Annotated in this window: 17 protein-coding genes; 13 read left to right on the top strand and 4 right to left on the bottom strand. The window is 68.3% G+C overall.

All coding sequences use genetic code 11. The features are described 5' to 3' along the window. Nucleotides 1–42: 42 nt before the first annotated feature. From E0H50_RS19850 to E0H50_RS19825, 6 genes are all read left to right on the top strand, one after another. Nucleotides 43–717: a DUF4097 family beta strand repeat-containing protein gene (locus tag E0H50_RS19850; protein ID WP_131290567.1), complete on the top strand. Its 675-nt coding sequence runs from the start codon at nucleotides 43–45 to the stop codon at nucleotides 715–717. Nucleotides 718–825: 108 nt separating this feature from the next. Next, entirely contained in the window at nucleotides 826–2,097 is a 1,272-nt protein-coding gene (locus tag E0H50_RS19845) for an ROK family transcriptional regulator (RefSeq protein ID WP_131290564.1), read from the top strand. Further along, on the top strand, nucleotides 2,081–2,899 hold the full coding sequence (locus E0H50_RS19840; RefSeq protein WP_131290561.1) for an ABC transporter permease: 819 nt from the start codon (nucleotides 2,081–2,083) through the stop codon (nucleotides 2,897–2,899). The genes E0H50_RS19845 and E0H50_RS19840 overlap by 17 nt, the downstream gene beginning before the upstream one ends. Continuing rightward, nucleotides 2,896–3,690, top strand: coding sequence for an ABC transporter ATP-binding protein (locus E0H50_RS19835; RefSeq protein WP_131290558.1), 795 nt, complete (start codon nucleotides 2,896–2,898; stop codon nucleotides 3,688–3,690). The genes E0H50_RS19840 and E0H50_RS19835 overlap by 4 nt, the downstream gene beginning before the upstream one ends. Nucleotides 3,691–3,698: 8 nt before the next feature. Beyond that, a complete protein-coding gene (locus E0H50_RS19830) occupies nucleotides 3,699–4,700 on the top strand; it encodes an aliphatic sulfonate ABC transporter substrate-binding protein (protein WP_131290555.1) in 1,002 nt (333 codons plus the stop codon). Next, nucleotides 4,697–6,187 carry a sulfatase family protein gene (locus E0H50_RS19825; protein ID WP_131290552.1) on the top strand — a complete coding sequence of 497 codons (1,491 nt, stop codon included), beginning with the start codon at nucleotides 4,697–4,699 and terminating at the stop codon, nucleotides 6,185–6,187. Before E0H50_RS19830 ends, E0H50_RS19825 begins: the two co-directional genes overlap by 4 nt. A 7-nt stretch (nucleotides 6,188–6,194) precedes the next feature. On the opposite strand, the gene E0H50_RS19820 is transcribed toward E0H50_RS19825, so the two are convergent. Further along, nucleotides 6,195–7,490, bottom strand: a complete 1,296-nt coding sequence (locus E0H50_RS19820; RefSeq protein WP_131290549.1) for a family 43 glycosylhydrolase — start codon at nucleotides 7,488–7,490, stop codon at nucleotides 6,195–6,197. 144 nt (nucleotides 7,491–7,634) lie between these two features. On the opposite strand from E0H50_RS19820, the gene E0H50_RS19815 reads away from it, so the two are divergent. Then, nucleotides 7,635–8,282 (top strand): dihydrofolate reductase family protein, encoded by a 648-nt coding sequence (locus tag E0H50_RS19815; RefSeq protein ID WP_131290546.1) that lies wholly within the window; start codon nucleotides 7,635–7,637, stop codon nucleotides 8,280–8,282. A 3-nt stretch (nucleotides 8,283–8,285) separates the two neighbouring features. Here the strand turns inward: E0H50_RS19815 and E0H50_RS19810 are convergent, their stop codons facing one another. Both E0H50_RS19810 and E0H50_RS19805 read right to left on the bottom strand, forming a co-directional pair. Then, nucleotides 8,286–9,410 carry a sensor histidine kinase gene (locus tag E0H50_RS19810; RefSeq protein WP_131290543.1) on the bottom strand — a complete coding sequence of 375 codons (1,125 nt, stop codon included), beginning with the start codon at nucleotides 9,408–9,410 and terminating at the stop codon, nucleotides 8,286–8,288. Then, a complete protein-coding gene (locus E0H50_RS19805; RefSeq protein ID WP_131290540.1) occupies nucleotides 9,403–10,080 on the bottom strand; it encodes a response regulator transcription factor in 678 nt (225 codons plus the stop codon). Before E0H50_RS19805 ends, E0H50_RS19810 begins: the two co-directional genes overlap by 8 nt. Before the next feature lie 87 nt (nucleotides 10,081–10,167). Here E0H50_RS19805 and E0H50_RS19800 point away from each other — a divergent pair, with 87 nt between their 5' ends. From E0H50_RS19800 to E0H50_RS19775, 6 genes are read left to right on the top strand one after another with little or no spacing between them, the layout of a single operon-like run. Beyond that, nucleotides 10,168–10,746, top strand: coding sequence for a M15 family metallopeptidase (locus tag E0H50_RS19800; RefSeq protein WP_131290537.1), 579 nt, complete (start codon nucleotides 10,168–10,170; stop codon nucleotides 10,744–10,746). Further along, entirely contained in the window at nucleotides 10,743–11,870 is a 1,128-nt protein-coding gene (locus E0H50_RS19795; RefSeq protein ID WP_131290534.1) for a lipid II:glycine glycyltransferase FemX, read from the top strand. The genes E0H50_RS19800 and E0H50_RS19795 overlap by 4 nt, the downstream gene beginning before the upstream one ends. Then, nucleotides 11,867–12,868 carry a D-isomer specific 2-hydroxyacid dehydrogenase family protein gene (locus E0H50_RS19790; RefSeq protein ID WP_202868220.1) on the top strand — a complete coding sequence of 334 codons (1,002 nt, stop codon included), beginning with the start codon at nucleotides 11,867–11,869 and terminating at the stop codon, nucleotides 12,866–12,868. Before E0H50_RS19795 ends, E0H50_RS19790 begins: the two co-directional genes overlap by 4 nt. After that, the gene (gene vanA, locus E0H50_RS19785) at nucleotides 12,861–13,922 is read left to right on the top strand and encodes a D-alanine--(R)-lactate ligase (protein WP_131290531.1); all 1,062 of its coding nucleotides are present in this window, start codon (nucleotides 12,861–12,863) and stop codon (nucleotides 13,920–13,922) included. The genes E0H50_RS19790 and vanA overlap by 8 nt, the downstream gene beginning before the upstream one ends. Further along, entirely contained in the window at nucleotides 13,919–14,527 is a 609-nt protein-coding gene (gene vanX, locus E0H50_RS19780) for a D-Ala-D-Ala dipeptidase VanX (RefSeq protein WP_131290528.1), read from the top strand. Before vanA ends, vanX begins: the two co-directional genes overlap by 4 nt. Further along, on the top strand, nucleotides 14,527–14,958 hold the full coding sequence (locus E0H50_RS19775; RefSeq protein WP_131290526.1) for a GNAT family N-acetyltransferase: 432 nt from the start codon (nucleotides 14,527–14,529) through the stop codon (nucleotides 14,956–14,958). The genes vanX and E0H50_RS19775 overlap by 1 nt, the downstream gene beginning before the upstream one ends. 36 nt (nucleotides 14,959–14,994) lie before the next feature. Here E0H50_RS19775 and E0H50_RS19770 read toward each other — a convergent pair whose 3' ends face one another. Then, nucleotides 14,995–15,885 (bottom strand): C40 family peptidase, encoded by an 891-nt coding sequence (locus E0H50_RS19770; RefSeq protein WP_131290523.1) that lies wholly within the window; start codon nucleotides 15,883–15,885, stop codon nucleotides 14,995–14,997. Nucleotides 15,886–15,900 lie beyond the last annotated feature (15 nt).

Here is a 15,900-nt window from a genome sequence, read left to right as displayed (position 1 = left end):
CGCGACCAGAGTTGTCGGCAACCGACACCCCAAGGAGCTCAGATGTCCACGTTCAGCACCCCCGCACCGGTCTCCGCCACCATTGACATCATCTTCGGCGACATCACGGTGCGGGCGAGCGACCGTACCGACACCGTCGTCGAGGTCCGGCCCGTCGACCCCGCCTGGGACCTGGACGTGAAGGCCGCCGAGCAGGTGGTCGTCGAGTGCACCGACGGGAAGCTGCAGGTCAAGCACCCGAAGCTGCGCTCGATCTTCAGCAAGCGGTACGGCGCGGTCGTGGTGCTGATCGAGCTGCCGACCGGCTCCGACGTCCAGGGGTACACCGCCAAGGGCGAGTACGTCGTCGAGGGCGAGGTCGGCTCGTGCGAGCTGAAGACCGCCAACGGCGACATCCGGGTCGGCACGGTGACCGGCAACCTCCGGGCCAAGTCGGCCACCGGCCACATCACCGTCGAGGCGGCCGGCGCCGACGTCAACGCCCGGACCGCGAGCGGCAACATCCACGTCGGCGCAATCGGCACCGGCAACGTCGACCTCTACACCGCCACCGGCGAGGTCGCGATCGACGTACCCGAAGGCACGGCGGCCGCCCTCGACGCCCACACCTCGGTCGGCCGCGTCTTCAACGAGCTGGAGTCCGTCGACCACCCCACCCGCACCGTCAAGGTCCGCGCCCGCACCCACGGCGGCAACATCACCCTCCGCTCAGCCTGACGCGCCGTCGCAGCCGCCGGCGGGGAGTTGCGTCCGGCGCCGTCGGAAAGGAAGCTGAATTTTGTCGGAGTGTTGACGGAATAATTCCGGGTTCCTAGCGTCGCGGCTGTGCAGAGCTATCCAGGAGTGCAGGCGCTGGTGCGGAGGACCCACGAAGAGCGGGTCCTCCAGGTGCTGCGGGAGCAGGGCGCGCTCAGCCGGAACCAGATCGCCCGGGCCATCGGCCTGTCCCGTACCACCCTGTCCGAGATCACCGGGAGCCTGCTGCAACGGGGCGCGATCGTGGTGACCGACACCGACGCGGCCCATCGCGAAGGCAGCGGCCGGCCGGCTGAGCGGCTGGCCCTGGATCCGGCCTCGGGACAGTTCATGGGCGTCGACTTCGGGCATCGCCGCGTCCACGTCGTCGTGGCCGACGCCTCGCACGAGATCGTCGCCTCGGGTTCCGACCGGTATGCGGACCATGTCGACTGGCCGACCCGGCTCGATGTCGCGTTCCGCCTGGTGGAGCGCCTCAGCGACGAGTACGGCGTCCACTACGGCGCGCTGCAGGGGGTGGGCATCGGGATTCCCGGGCCGTACTCGGGCAAGCCGGGCGTGCGCGACTACCCATCGCACCGGTCGGCGGCCGACGGGTTCCACGAGGCCTCGGTCGACGAGGCCTTCGGGGAGCGATTCGGCGCCCCGGTGATCGTCGACAACAACACCCGGCTGGCAGCGCTGGCGGAGGCGATCTTCGGCGAGAAGGCGATCGAGAACCTCCTGTACGTCCGCCTGTCCGACGGCGTCGGCGGCGGGCTCGTGGTGGGCGGCCGGCTGGTGTCCGGTTCGGCCGGGCTGGCCGGCGAACTCGGCCACGTCACAGTCACCGCCGACGGCAGCCCCTGCCGGTGCGGCAAGAACGGCTGCCTCGAGACCATCGCCTCGGTCCCCGCGATCCTGGCCGCCTGCCGGGCGGCCGGGCTCCCGGTGGAGAGCCTGGACGACCTCGCGGCCGCGATCGCCCGCTCGCACCCGCTGGCCGACCGGGTACTGCGCGACGCTGCCGCCGCGGTGGGCCGCGTGCTCGCCGCCGTCGCCATGGCGCTGAACCCGTCCGAGATCGTCATCGGCGGCGAGATCACCCGCCTCGCGCCCGTGATCGTCCAGCAAGCCTCCGCAACAGTCGCGTACGAACTCTTCCCCGGCGCGGCGTCGCCCGGCGTACGGGCGGCTCACCTCGCCGACGACGACGGCGCTCTCGGTGCCCTCGCCGCGGTGTTCCACAGCTCGCCGCTGCTGGCGGGCTACCCAGAGACGCCGGCGCCGACCGGTGCCGGTCCGCGGGCGGCGATCGCCCCGCGGCAGACCCGAGGAGTGGCCGATGGCCGTCATCAGTGACCAGACCGCCCGCGGCGCCAAGCCGCGCGACCGCGCCGGCGGGCGAACGCGCGCCCGGGCTGTTGGTCTCCCCCTGCTCCTGAACGCGGTCTCGGTCGGCCTCGGTATCGCGGTGTGGTGGGCGCTGGCTCTCGCCGGCCTCAAACTGCCCACGCCGCCCGAGGTCGTCACGCAGGCGATCACCCTGATCGGGAACGGCACGCTGGGCAAGGACGTCCTGGCCAGCCTGACCCGGGTCCTGATCGGTTTCGCGCTCGGCACCGCCGCCGCGGTCCCGGTCGGGTTCCTGATGGGCTGGTACGCCGTCGTTCGCGGACTGGTCGAGCCGTGGATCCAGTTCTTCCGCACCGTTCCGCCGCTGGCGATCATCCCGCTGGCCATCGTGCTGATGGGGATCGGCGAGGCGCCGAAGATCTTCGTGATCTTCCTGGCCGCGTTCCTCGCCTGCGTGATCTCGACGTTCCAGGGCGTGGTCAACGTCGACCGCACGCTGATCAACGCGGCCCGGGTGCTGGGCGCCAAGGACGCCGGCATCTTCGCCCGGGTAGTGGTGCCCGCGTCGACGCCGTTCATCCTCGTCGGCATGCGGGTGGGGCTCGGGTCGGCCTGGGCCACCCTGGTCGCCGCCGAGCTGATCGCCGCACAGCAGGGCCTCGGCTTCCGGATGCAGAACGCGCAGCTGTACTACGACCTGCCGACGATCTTCGTCGGCCTGATCTCGATCGGGATCCTCGGCCTGCTGATGGACCGGATCCTGCTCGTGGCCGAACGCAAACTCACCGGATGGCAGGAGCGCCGATGACCGCGAAGATCACTGTCCAGTCCGTCACCAAGACATTTGCCTTGGGCAAGGACACCTTCACCGCCCTCGACCAGGTGTCGCTCGACATCGCGGACAACGAGTTCATCACCGTGGTCGGTCCGTCGGGGTGCGGCAAGAGCACGCTCATGAACATCCTCGCCGGTCTCGAGGAACCGACCGCGGGGCGCGCGCTCGTCGACGGCGTACCGGTATCAGGTCCCGGGCCGGAGCGCGGCGTGATCTTCCAGCAGTACGCGCTCTTCCCCTGGCTCACCGTGCGCAAGAACGTCGAGTTCGGCCTCAAGACCGCCGGCGTCGGCAAGGCCGAGCGCCGCGAACGGGCCCAGCACTTCATCGACCTGGTGGGGCTCGGCGACTTCGCCGACGCACTGCCCAAGATGCTGTCCGGCGGTATGCGGCAGCGCTGCGCGATCGCCCGTGCGTACGCCGTGAATCCGTCGATCCTGCTGATGGACGAACCGTTCGGGGCCCTGGACGCCCTGACCAGGGTCAAGCTGCAGGAGCAGCTCCTCGACACCTGGAGCCAGGAGCAGCGCACGGTCCTGTTCATCACCCACGACGTCGACGAGGCGGTCTTCCTCGCGAACCGCGTCATCGTGATGGCCGCCCGACCGGGGCGGATCTACGACGTGGTCGAGGTCGACCTGCCGTACCCGCGGTCGGAGGACTTCCGCCTCAGCCCCGAGTTCGCCGACCTGCGCAACCGGGTCTGGCACTCCGTTTACCACCAGGACGGCCGCACCGCGGCCCCTGTCGCCGCTCGACCCTAAGGAACCTCATGTCTGTTGCACGCAAACTGGCGGCGCTGGCCGCCGGAACCGTTGCCCTCGCACTCGCCCTCGCCGGTTGCGGTGGATCCGAAGACCAGGCCGGCGGATCCCTGCAGACCGTGAACTTCGGCTACATCGCCGACTACAACGGCACCAGCCTGCTCGCGATCGCCAAGGACCAGAAGCTCTGGGAGAAACACGGCCTGAAGGCCGACGCCAAGGTGTTCACCAACGGCCCGCTGCAGATCCAGGCCCTCGGCACCGGCGACCTCGACTTCGGCTACATCGGCCCCGGCGCGTTCTGGCTGCCGGCGTCCGGGCAGGCGAAGATCATCGCGATCAACACCCTCGGCAACGCCGACCGGGTGATCGCCCGCTCCGGCACCACCTCGATCGACCAGCTCCGCGGCAAGACCGTCGGCGTACCGGAAGGCACGTCGGGTGACATGATCCTGACGCTCGCGCTGCAGAAGGCCGGGATGACGAAGAAGGACCTGAAGGTCGTCAACATGGACGCGTCGACGATCGTCTCGGCGTTCGCGTCCCAGAAGATCGACGCGGCCGGCTTCTGGTACCCCGCCATCGGCACCATCAAGAAGCAGGTGCCGGATCTGACCGAGCTCGCCAAGAACTCCGACTTCGAGTCCCAGGTCTCGTTCCCGACCGCGTTCGTGGCCGGCAACGACGTCGTGTCGGGGCAGAAGGACAAGACCGAGAAGACGATCGCCGTACTGCGGGAGGCGATGGCCTACCGCTCCGCGAACCCGGACCAGGCGATCGAACTGACCGCGAAGATGCTCAGCGTGCCGGTCGACCAGGTCAAGGCCGACGCGAGCAACGTCAAGGTGCTGCCGGTCGACGAACTGGACGCCAAGACCAAGGACGGCACGATCGGCAAGTGGCTGAACGGGATGGCCGACTACTTCGTCCAGGCCGGGAAACTCAAGACGAAGACGGACCCGAAGACCTACTACACCGGCGATCTGTTCACCACGGCGGCGGCCAAGTGACTCAGCCGAAGAACATCCTCTTCCTGATGACCGACCAGCACCGAGCCGACACCCTCGGTGCCTACGGCAACCAGTTGGGCACCACCCCGAACCTCGACGAGCTGGCCCGCACCGGGACCCGGTTCGACCGCTGGTACACGCCGACAGCCATTTGTACGCCGGCCCGCGCCAGCCTGCTCACGGGCCAGGCGCCGTTCCGGCACAAGCTGCTGGCGAACTACGAGCGGAACGTCGGATACCTCGAAGACCTGGGCGAAGGACAGTTCGCGTTCTCGCAGGCGCTGCGCGACAAGGGGTACAACTGCGGGCTGATCGGCAAGTGGCACGTCGGCACCAACAAGTCGGCCGGTGACTTCGGGTTCGACGGCCCCGATCTGCCGGGCTGGCACAACCCGGTGGATCACCCGGACTACCTGGCCTACCTCGAGGAGCGGGGTCTCCCGCCGTACGAGATCTCGGACCGGATCCGCGGCACGCTGCCCAACGGCGGGCCCGGCAACCTGCTCGCCGCCCGGCTGCACCAGCCGGTCGAGGCAACCTTCGAGCACTATCTGGCGACCCGGGCGATCGAGATGCTGGAGCGGTACGCCGCGGACGGTGGGAAACCGTTCTTCCTGGCGCTGCACTTCTTCGGGCCGCACCTGCCGTACATCCTGCCGGACGAGTACTTCGACCTGATCGATCCCGCGGACGTCGAGCTGCCGCGATCGGTGGCGGAGACGTTCCAGGGCAAGCCGATGGTGCAGAAGAACTACAGCGCGCACTGGACGTTCGACACGATGCCGATCGAGACCACGCGCAAGCTCATCGCGGTCTACCAGGGGTACGTCGCGCTGATCGACTTCGAGCTCGGCCGGGTGCTCGACGCCATGCAGCGGCTCGGGCTCGCCGACGACACCTCGGTCTTCTTCACCTGCGACCACGGGGAGTTCACCGGCTCGCACCGGCTGCACGACAAGGGGCCGGCGATGTACGAGGACATCTACCGCACTCCCGGCCTGCTCCGGGTGCCGGGCCGGCCGGGAGGCGTCGTACGGGACGAGTTCGTGAGTCTGCTCGACTGCACCGCGACGATCCTCGAGCTGGCCGGCGCCGACCCCAAGGCGGCCGTCGACTCGCGGAGCCTGCTGCCGCTGGTGAGTGGCGAGCCGGTCGAGTGGGACGACGACATCGTGTGCGAGTTCCACGGGCACCACTTCCCTTACCCGCAACGGATGCTGCGGACGGACCGGTACAAGCTCGTGGTGAATCCGGACTCGGTGAACGAGCTCTACGACCTGGAGCTCGATCCGGACGAACTGCTCAACGTGTACGAGCACCCGGAGCAAGCCGCCGTACGGTCGCGGATGCTGCGGCGGCTGTACACCGTGCTGCGGGAGCGGGGCGACAACTTCTACCACTGGATGACGTCCATGTACGACGTGGGCGACGTCGGCTACGACCCCACCATGAGCGGCCTCGACGAAACGACGTACCAGAAGGAGTAGTAGCTCCTCAGCTCCTGCGGCGTTGCACGTACAGGCGGTTGGTCTCGGGTCCCGTCCATTCCATCCGGACGACGCCTGGTACGGCGGCATCGTCGACGCGCGCGGGATCGGCCCAGTAGCCGAAGGCGGGGTTGCGGAAGAACGTGGCCCACAAGTGGCCGGCGGCGTCGGTGAACAGGTTGTTGTGGCCGGCGCCGACGCCTGCAGTCCAGCGTTTCGAGTACGGGCCTTCGAAGCGGTCGGCGACCGCCATGACCAGGTCGTACTGGTACTGCACGCGGCCCGGCGCGGGAGGGTCGTAGGCGTTGCGTGCACTGCCGTCCGGGTTCGTCGAGGCGCGGTCCCAGGCGGCGTGCATGAGGTAGTACTTTCCCCCGTGCTTCAGCACGTACGCGCCCTCGAGGTACGGCTCGGGTGCGTAAGCGGTCTGCTGGAACGTGGACAGGTTGGTCGTGGGGACGATGTCCTCCATGTCGTCGCGGAACTTCGCGTAGAGGTTGTTGTGCAGGACGAGCCACGCGTCGTCGCCCTCGGAGTACAGGCCGCCGTCGATGTGGTGGTAGGCGCCGGGTTCGATGAACGGCGGGCCGCCGACGAACGAGTCGCCGAACGGTTTCGTGAGGTTGCCCTGGGCAACGCGGTACGGTCCTTCGACGCCGCCCTCGCTGATCAGCAGGAACGACCCGACCTTGCGCGAGTGGTCGCCCATACAGGCGACGATGTACCAGGTGCCGCGGAAGTAGTGCAGCTCGGGAGCCCACGCGTTTCCTCGCTTGCCGAACTGGTCGTCGTACCAGTACTCCTGCCACGGAGCGACGACGGTACGGCCCGGTGTGTTCTCGCCGGCGAACTCGGGTGACCAGACCTTGCCCCGCTCCGCGTCCGGCCGGATCCCTCTCGTGTCGGCGAGTCGCCACGGGCCGTGCAGCGCCGGCGCCGTCCAGACGAAGATGCCGTCGTTCCACGGACCCGCGCCCGGCCGCCCCGGTACCCGCGTCGTACCCGTTGCGACGTACAGCGGGCGGCCGTCGACCCGGAAGCAGTTCACGTACGTGTCGCGCATCCACACCCGCCCGAGCTCCTCGTCACGGGGCCGGAGTTCGAGCGGCAACACGAAGGAGTTGTCGTCCCGCGGCCACAGGTCGAGCCGGGTGTCAGCCACGCCGTACGGCTCCAGCTCGGGCCACGCCGCCGGATACCGCGAGCTGCTCCCGTACGCCGTTCCGCCCGGCAGTGCCGTGGCGCCGACAGCCCCGGCCAGGCCACCCAGAACCGTTCTCCTGTTGATGTGAGCTCTCTCCATGCCGCACACGCTAATCAGACTCATTTCGACGGTGAACCAGCGGCAAAATGCAGATTTCTGTGGAGTGATGTCAAGACGGGCCGGCCGGCGCCGACCTTCCCGTGAAGGCGCCGAAGGGCGGTGCCGGAACGAAGGAGTAGTCCGATGTCCGAAGTTCGTGTTCACAATCTTGCGATCTCGCTCGACGGGTTCGCCACCGGGGACGGGCAGTCCCTGGAGGCGCCGTTCGGGCACGCCGGCGAGCGGCTGCACGAGTGGCTGGTCGGCACCCGGTTCTTCCACGCGGCGGACGGCCTGCCCGGTGGCACCGTCGGCACCGAGAACGCGTTCGCCGAGCGGCACGAGCCCGGGATCGGCGCCGAGATCATGGGCGCCGGGAAGTTCGGCCCGCCCGGATGGCAGGACGACCCGGAGTGGAAGGGCTGGTGGGGCCCGAACCCGCCGTTCCACTCGCCGGTGTTCGTGCTCACCCACCGCCCGCGCGCGTCGGTCGAGATGGAGGGCGGGACGACGTACCACTTCCTCGACGGCACGCCCCAGGAGGCGATCGACCAGGCCCGGGCCGCGGCGAACGGCGCTGACATCCGGGTCGGCGGCGGTCCGACCGTCGTCCGTGAGTTCCTCGCCGAAGGCCTGGTCGACTACGCGCACATCGCCCAGGTGCCGATCCTGCTGGGCCGCGGCGTCCGCCTGTGGGACGGCCTGGAGGCCCTCGAGAACACTTACGACATCGAGGTCGTCACGAGTCCGAGCGGCATCACGCACCTGACGCTCACGGCCAAGATCCGCTGAAGATCAGGTTTCCGGCCCGGCAGCGCCGCGGGCTCGTCGCGTCCAGCTCTTCTCGGCACTCCGCAGAGGCAGTTCCACGGTGGCGCGGAGCCCGCCGCCGTCGCGTGGAGCGAGGGTGAGGGTGCCGTTGTGGGCCTGCGCGATGCTGTTGACGATGGCGAGGCCGAGCCCGACGCCCGCGTGGTCGGACCGGGCCCGCTCGGCCCCGCGCTGAAACGGCTCGACCAGCGTGGACACCAGGTGTGCGGTCAGTTTCTGGCCGGTGTTCTCGACGGTGAGCCGCACGGTCCGGGGGCCGACACCGGTCCGGACCCAGATGCTGCCCTGGGCCGGCAGATTGTGGACAATCGCATTGTGGACGAGGTTCGTCGTCAGCTGCAGGAGGAGCGGGGCCGAACCCATGGTGGGGGCCACGTCTCCCGAGGTCTCGAGGGTGAGACCGCGCTTCTCCGCGAGGGGGAGCAGCGTTTCGGTGGCCTCCTCCGCCAGGAGGGACAGGTCGACGGGTTCCCGGATGAAGGTCCGCTGGTTGGCGCGGCTGAGCAGGAGCAGCGCCTCGATGAGGTCGATGGCCCGAGTGTTCACCAGGTGGAGGCGCTCGACGAGTTCGCCGGGGTCGTGGTTCGGGTCCTTGCGGGCCACGTCGAGCAGCGTCTGCGTGATCGCCAGCGGGGTGCGCAGTTCGTGGGAGGCGTTCGCCGCGAACCGCCGCTGCTCCGCGTCGTGCGCCTCGATCCGGGCGAGCATGACGTCAAACGCGTCGGCCAGCTCACGGAACTCGTCGGTGCGCCCCTCCAGATGGATCCGGTGCGACAACGACCCGTTCGCGCCCAGGCGGGTCGCATGGGTGATGCGAGTCAGCGGCGCGAGCATGCTGCCGCCCAGAATCCAGCCCCCGACGAGACCGAAGACCAGCAGGAACGCGAGCATCATGGTCACCTTCGGGATGAACGCCCGCATCAGGTCGGAGCGGTCGGGCGTGCGCATCGGGCCCATGGTCACGTCGGGTACGTACCGCAACAGGAACACCCACACGACCGCGAGCAGCAAGGCGCCGGCCAGCATGATGAATCCCGCATAACTGAGGGTCAGCTTGAGCCGAACGCTCAGCCCGGGCTCCCTATCCACGACCCTCAGCTCCAGTGTCGATGCGGTAGCCGGAACCGGCCACGGTGGCGATCAGCCACGGCTCACCGAGGCGTTTGCGCAGTGCCGAGACAGTGATCCGTACGGCGTTCGTGAACGGGTCGGCGTTCTCGTCCCAGGCCCGCGCGAGCAGCTCCTCGGCGCTGACGACCCCTCCTTCGGCAGCGACCAGCACCTCCAGTACGGCGAACTGCTTCCGGGTGAGCGCGACGTACCGGCCGTCGCGGTAGACCTCGCGGCGGAACGGATCCAGCCGCAGGCCCGCGATCTCCCACACCGGCGGCCGGTTGTGGGCGCGCCGGCGGTCGAGCGCCCGCAACCGGAGGACCAACTCCTGGAGCTCGAACGGTTTGGTGAGGTAGTCGTCGGCGCCGAGCTCGAACCCCGACGCCTTGTCGTCGATCCGGTCGGCCGCGGTCAGCATCAGAATCGGCATACCGCTGCCGGAGGCAACGATCCGCTTGGCGATCTCGTCACCGGACGGGCCGGGGATGTCGCGGTCCAGAACGGCGATGTCGTAGCTGTTGATACTCAGCAGCTCCAGCGCCGCGTCACCGTCGCCGGCCACATCGGCGGCGATCGCTTCGAGGCGCAGACCGGCACGGACGGCGTCCGCCATCTCAGGTTCGTCCTCGACGATCAGTACCCGCACAGTCTCGATGGTACGAGGCCGCACATATCGCCCGCATATCCAAAACCCGATACGCGCTGACAACACGCGCCTGTTTTGACTGGACACATGTCCGTCAGCGCACCTTCACGCCGGATGACCTTCCGGGCGGCGCTCGTCGTCGCCAATGTGGCGATCATCGGCGTGTTCATCCACCAGTCACTCGCGTTCCCGTCGTACTCGGCCGGATCCACGCTCGGCGAGACCGACGGCGCCGTACCCGACGGCGTCACGGTCTTCGACGATATTCCCGCAGTCGCCAACCTCGATCCCGCGCTGCTCGTTGCCCTGCGCAAAGCCGCGACCGACGCCGCCGACGACGGGGTGCAGTTCTTCGTCAACAGCGGCTGGCGTACGCCGGCGTACCAGGAGCACCTGCTCCGCGAGGCGGTGTCGAAGTACGGCTCCGAGCAGGAAGCGGCGCGCTGGGTCGCCACCCCGACGACATCGCCGCATGTGGCGGGGCAGGCGATCGACATCGGGCGCTCCGACGCGACGGCGTGGCTGTCCGAGCACGGCGCCCGGTACGGGCTGTGCCAGATCTACGACAACGAGCCGTGGCACTACGAGCTGCGCCCGGAGGCCGTGACGCGCGGCTGTCCGCCCCGGTACGCCGACCCGACGCACGATCCGAGGATGCAGCGGTGACGCTGACCGTCGCGCCGATCAGCTCGACCGAGCATCTGGAGTTCGTGCGGGCCCAGCGGTCGGTCAGCTTCTTGCAGACCCCGGCGTGGGGCCGCGTGAAGACCGAGTGGCGGAGCGAATCCCTCGGCTGGTACGACGGTCCTCGGCTCGTCGGCGCCGGACTCGTGCTGCACCGGCCGGTACCGCGGCTCGAGCGTCATACGCTGGCCTATCTGCCCGAGGGGCCGTCCATCGACTGGACCGGCGATCTCAGTGGGTGGCTGGACCCGTTGGCGGCGTACCTGAAGGCGCAGGGTGCGTTCGCGATCCGGCTCGTTCCGCCGCTGCGGACGGACAGTTGGAGCGCCGCTCAGGTCAAGGCCGGGATCGCGGACGCGGGCATCGGGCGGCTCACCGACCTGCCTGGGGCGGTCGATCCGGTGGGTCGGCGGGTGGTTGATCGGCTGCGCCGGGCCGGGTGGCTGGCGCAGAACCCGGAGGACGGGTTCGGGGCCGGGCAGCCGCAGTTCAAGTACGAGGTTCCGCTGGCCGGGCGGAGCGAGGACGACGTACTCGGTGGGATGAATCAGCTCTGGCGGCGCAACATCAAGAAGGCGGCTCGGGCCGGTGTCGAAGTCACGGTCGGCACGGATCTGAAGGCTTTTCACGATCTGTATGTGCACACCGCCGAGCGCGACCACTTCGTGCCGCGCCCGCTGCGGTACTTCGAGACGATGTTCGCCGAGCTGAGCGCGGAGGACCCTTCGCGGATCAAGCTCTATCTGGCCCATCACCAAGGCGATCTGGTCGCAGCGACGATCCTGGTCCAGGTCGGGGCCTACGCGTGGTACTCGTACGGCGCCTCCGCGACCGAGAAGCGGGAGGTCCGCGGCTCGAACGCCTGCCAGTGGGCGATGATCCGCGACGCGCTCGCGGCCGGCTGCGACGTGTACGACCTCCGCGGCATCACCCCGACCCTCGACGTCGACGACCCGCACGTCGGACTGATCCAGTTCAAGGTCGGCACCGGCGGTCAGGCGGTCCGGTACGTCGGCGAGTGGGACCTGCCCCTGCGGCCGGTGATGTACCGGGCCTTCGACCTCTACATGAAGCGCCGCGAACACCTGAGAGGCAAGCGAAGATGACCGAACCAGCCGCGACCACATCTGCTGTCACGGTACGGCGCACCGTCACCGATCTGACCGTCTTCGGGTGTGAACCGGACGAAGCCGCCTTGTTCCGGGAACTGGCGCCACGCTTCGGCATCGCGCCGACCATCACCGACGCCGCAGTCTCCGAGGCCAACATCGATCTGGCGTTCGGCAGTCGATGCGTCAGCGTCGGCCACAAGACCCGCGTCACGAACGCCACTCTGCGCGCACTGAGCCGGGTCGGCGTCACCTACATCTCCACCAGAAGCGTCGGCTACAACCACATCGACGTGCGGTACGCCGAGCGCGTCGGGATCCGCGTCGAGAACGTCGCGTACTCACCGGACAGCGTGGCGGACTACACGCTGATGCTGATGCTGATGGCGGTACGGAACATGAAGTCGGTCCTCCGGCGCGCCGACGTCCACGACTACCGGTTGAGTGCCACCCGCGGGCGGGAACTCCGCGACCTGACCGTCGGCGTCGTCGGAACGGGGCGCATCGGCAGCGCGGTGATCGACCGGCTGCGCGGGTTCGGCTGCCGGGTGCTTGCCTATGACAAGGATCCCGGAACACGTGTTCCGCTCGAAGAGCTGCTGCAGCGGAGCGACATCGTGACGCTGCACACGCCGCTTACCGCGGAAACCCAGCATTTCCTGGATCGCCGGCGGATCGGGCAGCTGAAGCCCGGCGCGTTCGTGGTCAACACCGGACGCGGAGCGCTCCTGGACACCGAGGCGCTGGTCGCGGCACTGGAGAGCGGGCGGCTGGGCGGCGCCGCCCTCGACGTACTCGAAGGCGAAGAAGGAATCTTCTACGCCGACCGTCGCGACGAACCCGTCGAGAGCGACCTGCTGCTGCGGCTGCAGAAACTGCCGAACGTGATCGTCAGTCCGCACACCGCCTACTACACCGACCACGCGCTCAGCGACACGGTCGAGAACTCCATCATCAATTGCCTGAGATTCGGAAGCAGGGAACACCATGGATAGGGTCAAGATCGCCGTCCTCTTCGGCGGCATCTCCGAGGAGCACCACATCTCGGTCAAGTCCGCGCAGGAGATCGCGAAGAACCTCGACCTGGACAAGTACGAGCCGTTCTACATCGGGATCACCGAGCGCGGCGCGTGGAAACTCTGCGACGGCCCCGGCCCGGACTGGGAGAACGGCAACTGCCGTCCGGTCGTGCTGTCGCCGGACAGCAGCGTGCAGGGCCTGCTCGTCCTGGAGTCGGACCGGATGGGTTCGCGGATCAGGCAGGGGCAGTACCGGACGATCAACCTGGACCTGGTGTTTCCGGTGCTGCACGGCAAGCGCGGCGAGGACGGTGTGATCCAGGGCCTGCTGGAGCTGTCCGGGATCCCCTACGTGGGCTGCGATGTGCAGAGTTCCGTGCAGTGCATCGACAAGTCGCTGACCTACACCGTCGCCCGCAGCGCCGGCATCGCGACACCGAACTTCTGGTTCGCCACGCCCGACCTCGATCCCGAGCAGCTCCCGTATCCCGTCTTCGTGAAGCCGGCCCGTTCGGGTTCCTCCTTCGGTGTCAGCAAGGTGTCCGACGCCGCCGAACTGCGGGAGGCGCTGGAGACCGCCGGCCAGTACGACTCGAAGGTGCTGATCGAAGAGGCCGTCGTCGGCAGTGAGGTGGGCTGCGCGGTCCTCGGGAACGACGTGGACCTGATGACCGGCGAACTAGATCGCGTCGCGCTGACGCACGGCTTCTTCAAGATCCACCAGGAGGACTCGCCGGAGACAGGTTCCGAGAACGCCACGTTCGTCGTTCCCGCCGACATCTCGGAGGAGTCGCGCGCGCTCATCCAGGAGACCGCGCAGGCCGTGTACCGCGCGCTGGGCTGCGGCGGGCTGGCCCGCGTCGACCTGTTCCTCACCGCGGACGGTCGAGCGGTCCTCAACGAGGTCAACACCTTGCCCGGTATGACGTCGTACAGCCGTTATCCCAGGATGATGGCCGCGGCCGGCGTACCGCTGAGTGAAGTGATCGACCGGCTGGTGTCGGTGACTCTGACCGGGAAGCTCCAGTGAACGCTGACTTCGCCTTTGTGGACGAGGTGGCGCCGGGGATCCGGTGGGATTCCAAGTACGCCACGTGGGACAACTTCACCGGCAAACCCGTGGACGGCTACTTGGCGAACCGGATCGCCGGGACGCGGGCGCTGTGCGCGGCGTTGCAGAGAGCACGCGAGAAAGCGGAACCGCTCGGCTTCGGACTCCTGCTGTGGGACGGTTACCGGCCACAACGTGCCGTGGACAACTTCCTGCGCTGGGCGCGACAGCCCGAGGACCGCCGTACGAAGCCGCGGCACTATCCGAACATCAACCGTCTGGAGATGTTCGAAAAGGGCTATGTGGCAACGAAATCCGGCCACAGCCGCGGCAGTACGGTCGACCTCACGCTGTACGACCTGGCGACCGGCGAACTGTCGCCGATGGGCGGCCACCACGACCTGATGGACTCGATCTCGCACCACGGTGCCACCGGTATCACCGCACTCGAGGCCGAGAACCGGCGGCACCTCTGCTCGATCATGGAGTCCGCGGGGTTCAGCCGGTGCGACCACGAGTGGTGGCACTACACGTTGCTGGACGAGCCCTACCCGGACACCTATTTCGACTTCCCGATCGCCTGATGGACATCCGTCTCGCCCGCACCACGGACGCCCCCGCTATCAACGAACTACTGGATCAGCTGGGCTATCCGCAGTCGGACCCGGCGGCGACGGCGACCCGCATCAAGACCTGGTCCGACGACCCGGCCGGAGCGGTCTACGTCGCCGACAGCGGGCAGGGGCTCCTGGGCGTCATCGCCGTACGCACCTGCCCGTTCTTCGAACGCGACGGCACCTGGGCCCGCATCGTCGCCCTGGTCGTCTCAGACAAGGCCCGCCGCCAAGGCATCGGCTCCCAGCTCATCACAGCCGCAGAGACCTTCGCCACCACCCGCGGCTGCCTACGCATGGAAGTAACCAGCGCAACCCACCGAACCAAGGCCCACACCTTCTACCAGTCCCACGGCTACACCGTCACACCCACTCGCTTCCTTCACACACTCCCCCACTGACCGCGGGTGCCCCAGCCGAGGCACCCGCGGTGCTTGTCAGCCGTCGGTGGAGACGCCGAGGATCCGGTAGATGCCGACCACGCCGCTCCACATGGGGTGCTTGGCGAGGCCGAGGTCTTCGTTGAGGGCGCCGTAGGCTTCGTTGTTCCCGGCGTAGAAGTCGACGTGGTCGATAGCCGCGTCGCCATCGGTGTTGTAGAAGAACAGGTCGCCGACCTTCGCGTCCGCCCGGTCGACCCGCTTTGCGTAGACCTTCGCGGGCGAGGTGTGCGACGTCGCCCAGTTGTAGATCGAGTCGGCGGTACGGACACCGCCGAAACCGGGGAAGAGCGGGATCTGGTTGTAGGACCAGAGTGTCAGCCCGGAGCAGTCGTAGTCGTTCGGCCCCACCCCTCCCCACTCGTAGGGCTTCTCCTCCTGGCTCCAGGCGTTGTTGTAGGCGATCCTGCTCCAGTTGAAGATGTTGCGGGACTCGGTGCAGTGGATCCCCTGATCGGTGGTCCCGTTCTGGACCTTCACCTTCAGGTGATTGAGGTCGGCCATGTTGCCGGGATTCCAGTCCGCCTCGAGGCCGACCTCGCTGTGTCCGTTGCCGCCCCTGAGGACGAACCAGGCATCGCCGCTGGGGAAGACCATGGGTGCCACAGTGCCGTCCCCGTCGACCGCCTGGATTCGCAACACCGGAGAGATTCCGGCCGTCGTTCCGGTGTCTTCGAGGCTCCAGCGGACAGTTACCCGGTTCGGGCCCAGCCAGTCGACCTGAACGAAGGCGGACGCCCCCGGGCATTCGACGGTGAGCGTCCCGCTCGGGTTGGCCAGCCCATCGGCGTACGCCGGTGTCGCGGCGACAACGACGGCTCCGGTGAGCGCGGTGACGAGGGCCAGGGCCGACGTCGTGATCCTCCGGGTGAGATGTTTCCATTTCATGGTGCGCTTTCCTTT

The sequence above is a fragment of the Kribbella sindirgiensis genome (genome assembly GCF_004331435.1).
GTDB classification, from domain to species: domain Bacteria; phylum Actinomycetota; class Actinomycetes; order Propionibacteriales; family Kribbellaceae; genus Kribbella; species Kribbella sindirgiensis.
Note: the sequence above shows the minus strand (reverse complement) of the source record. Positions and strands in the feature narration are given on the sequence as shown.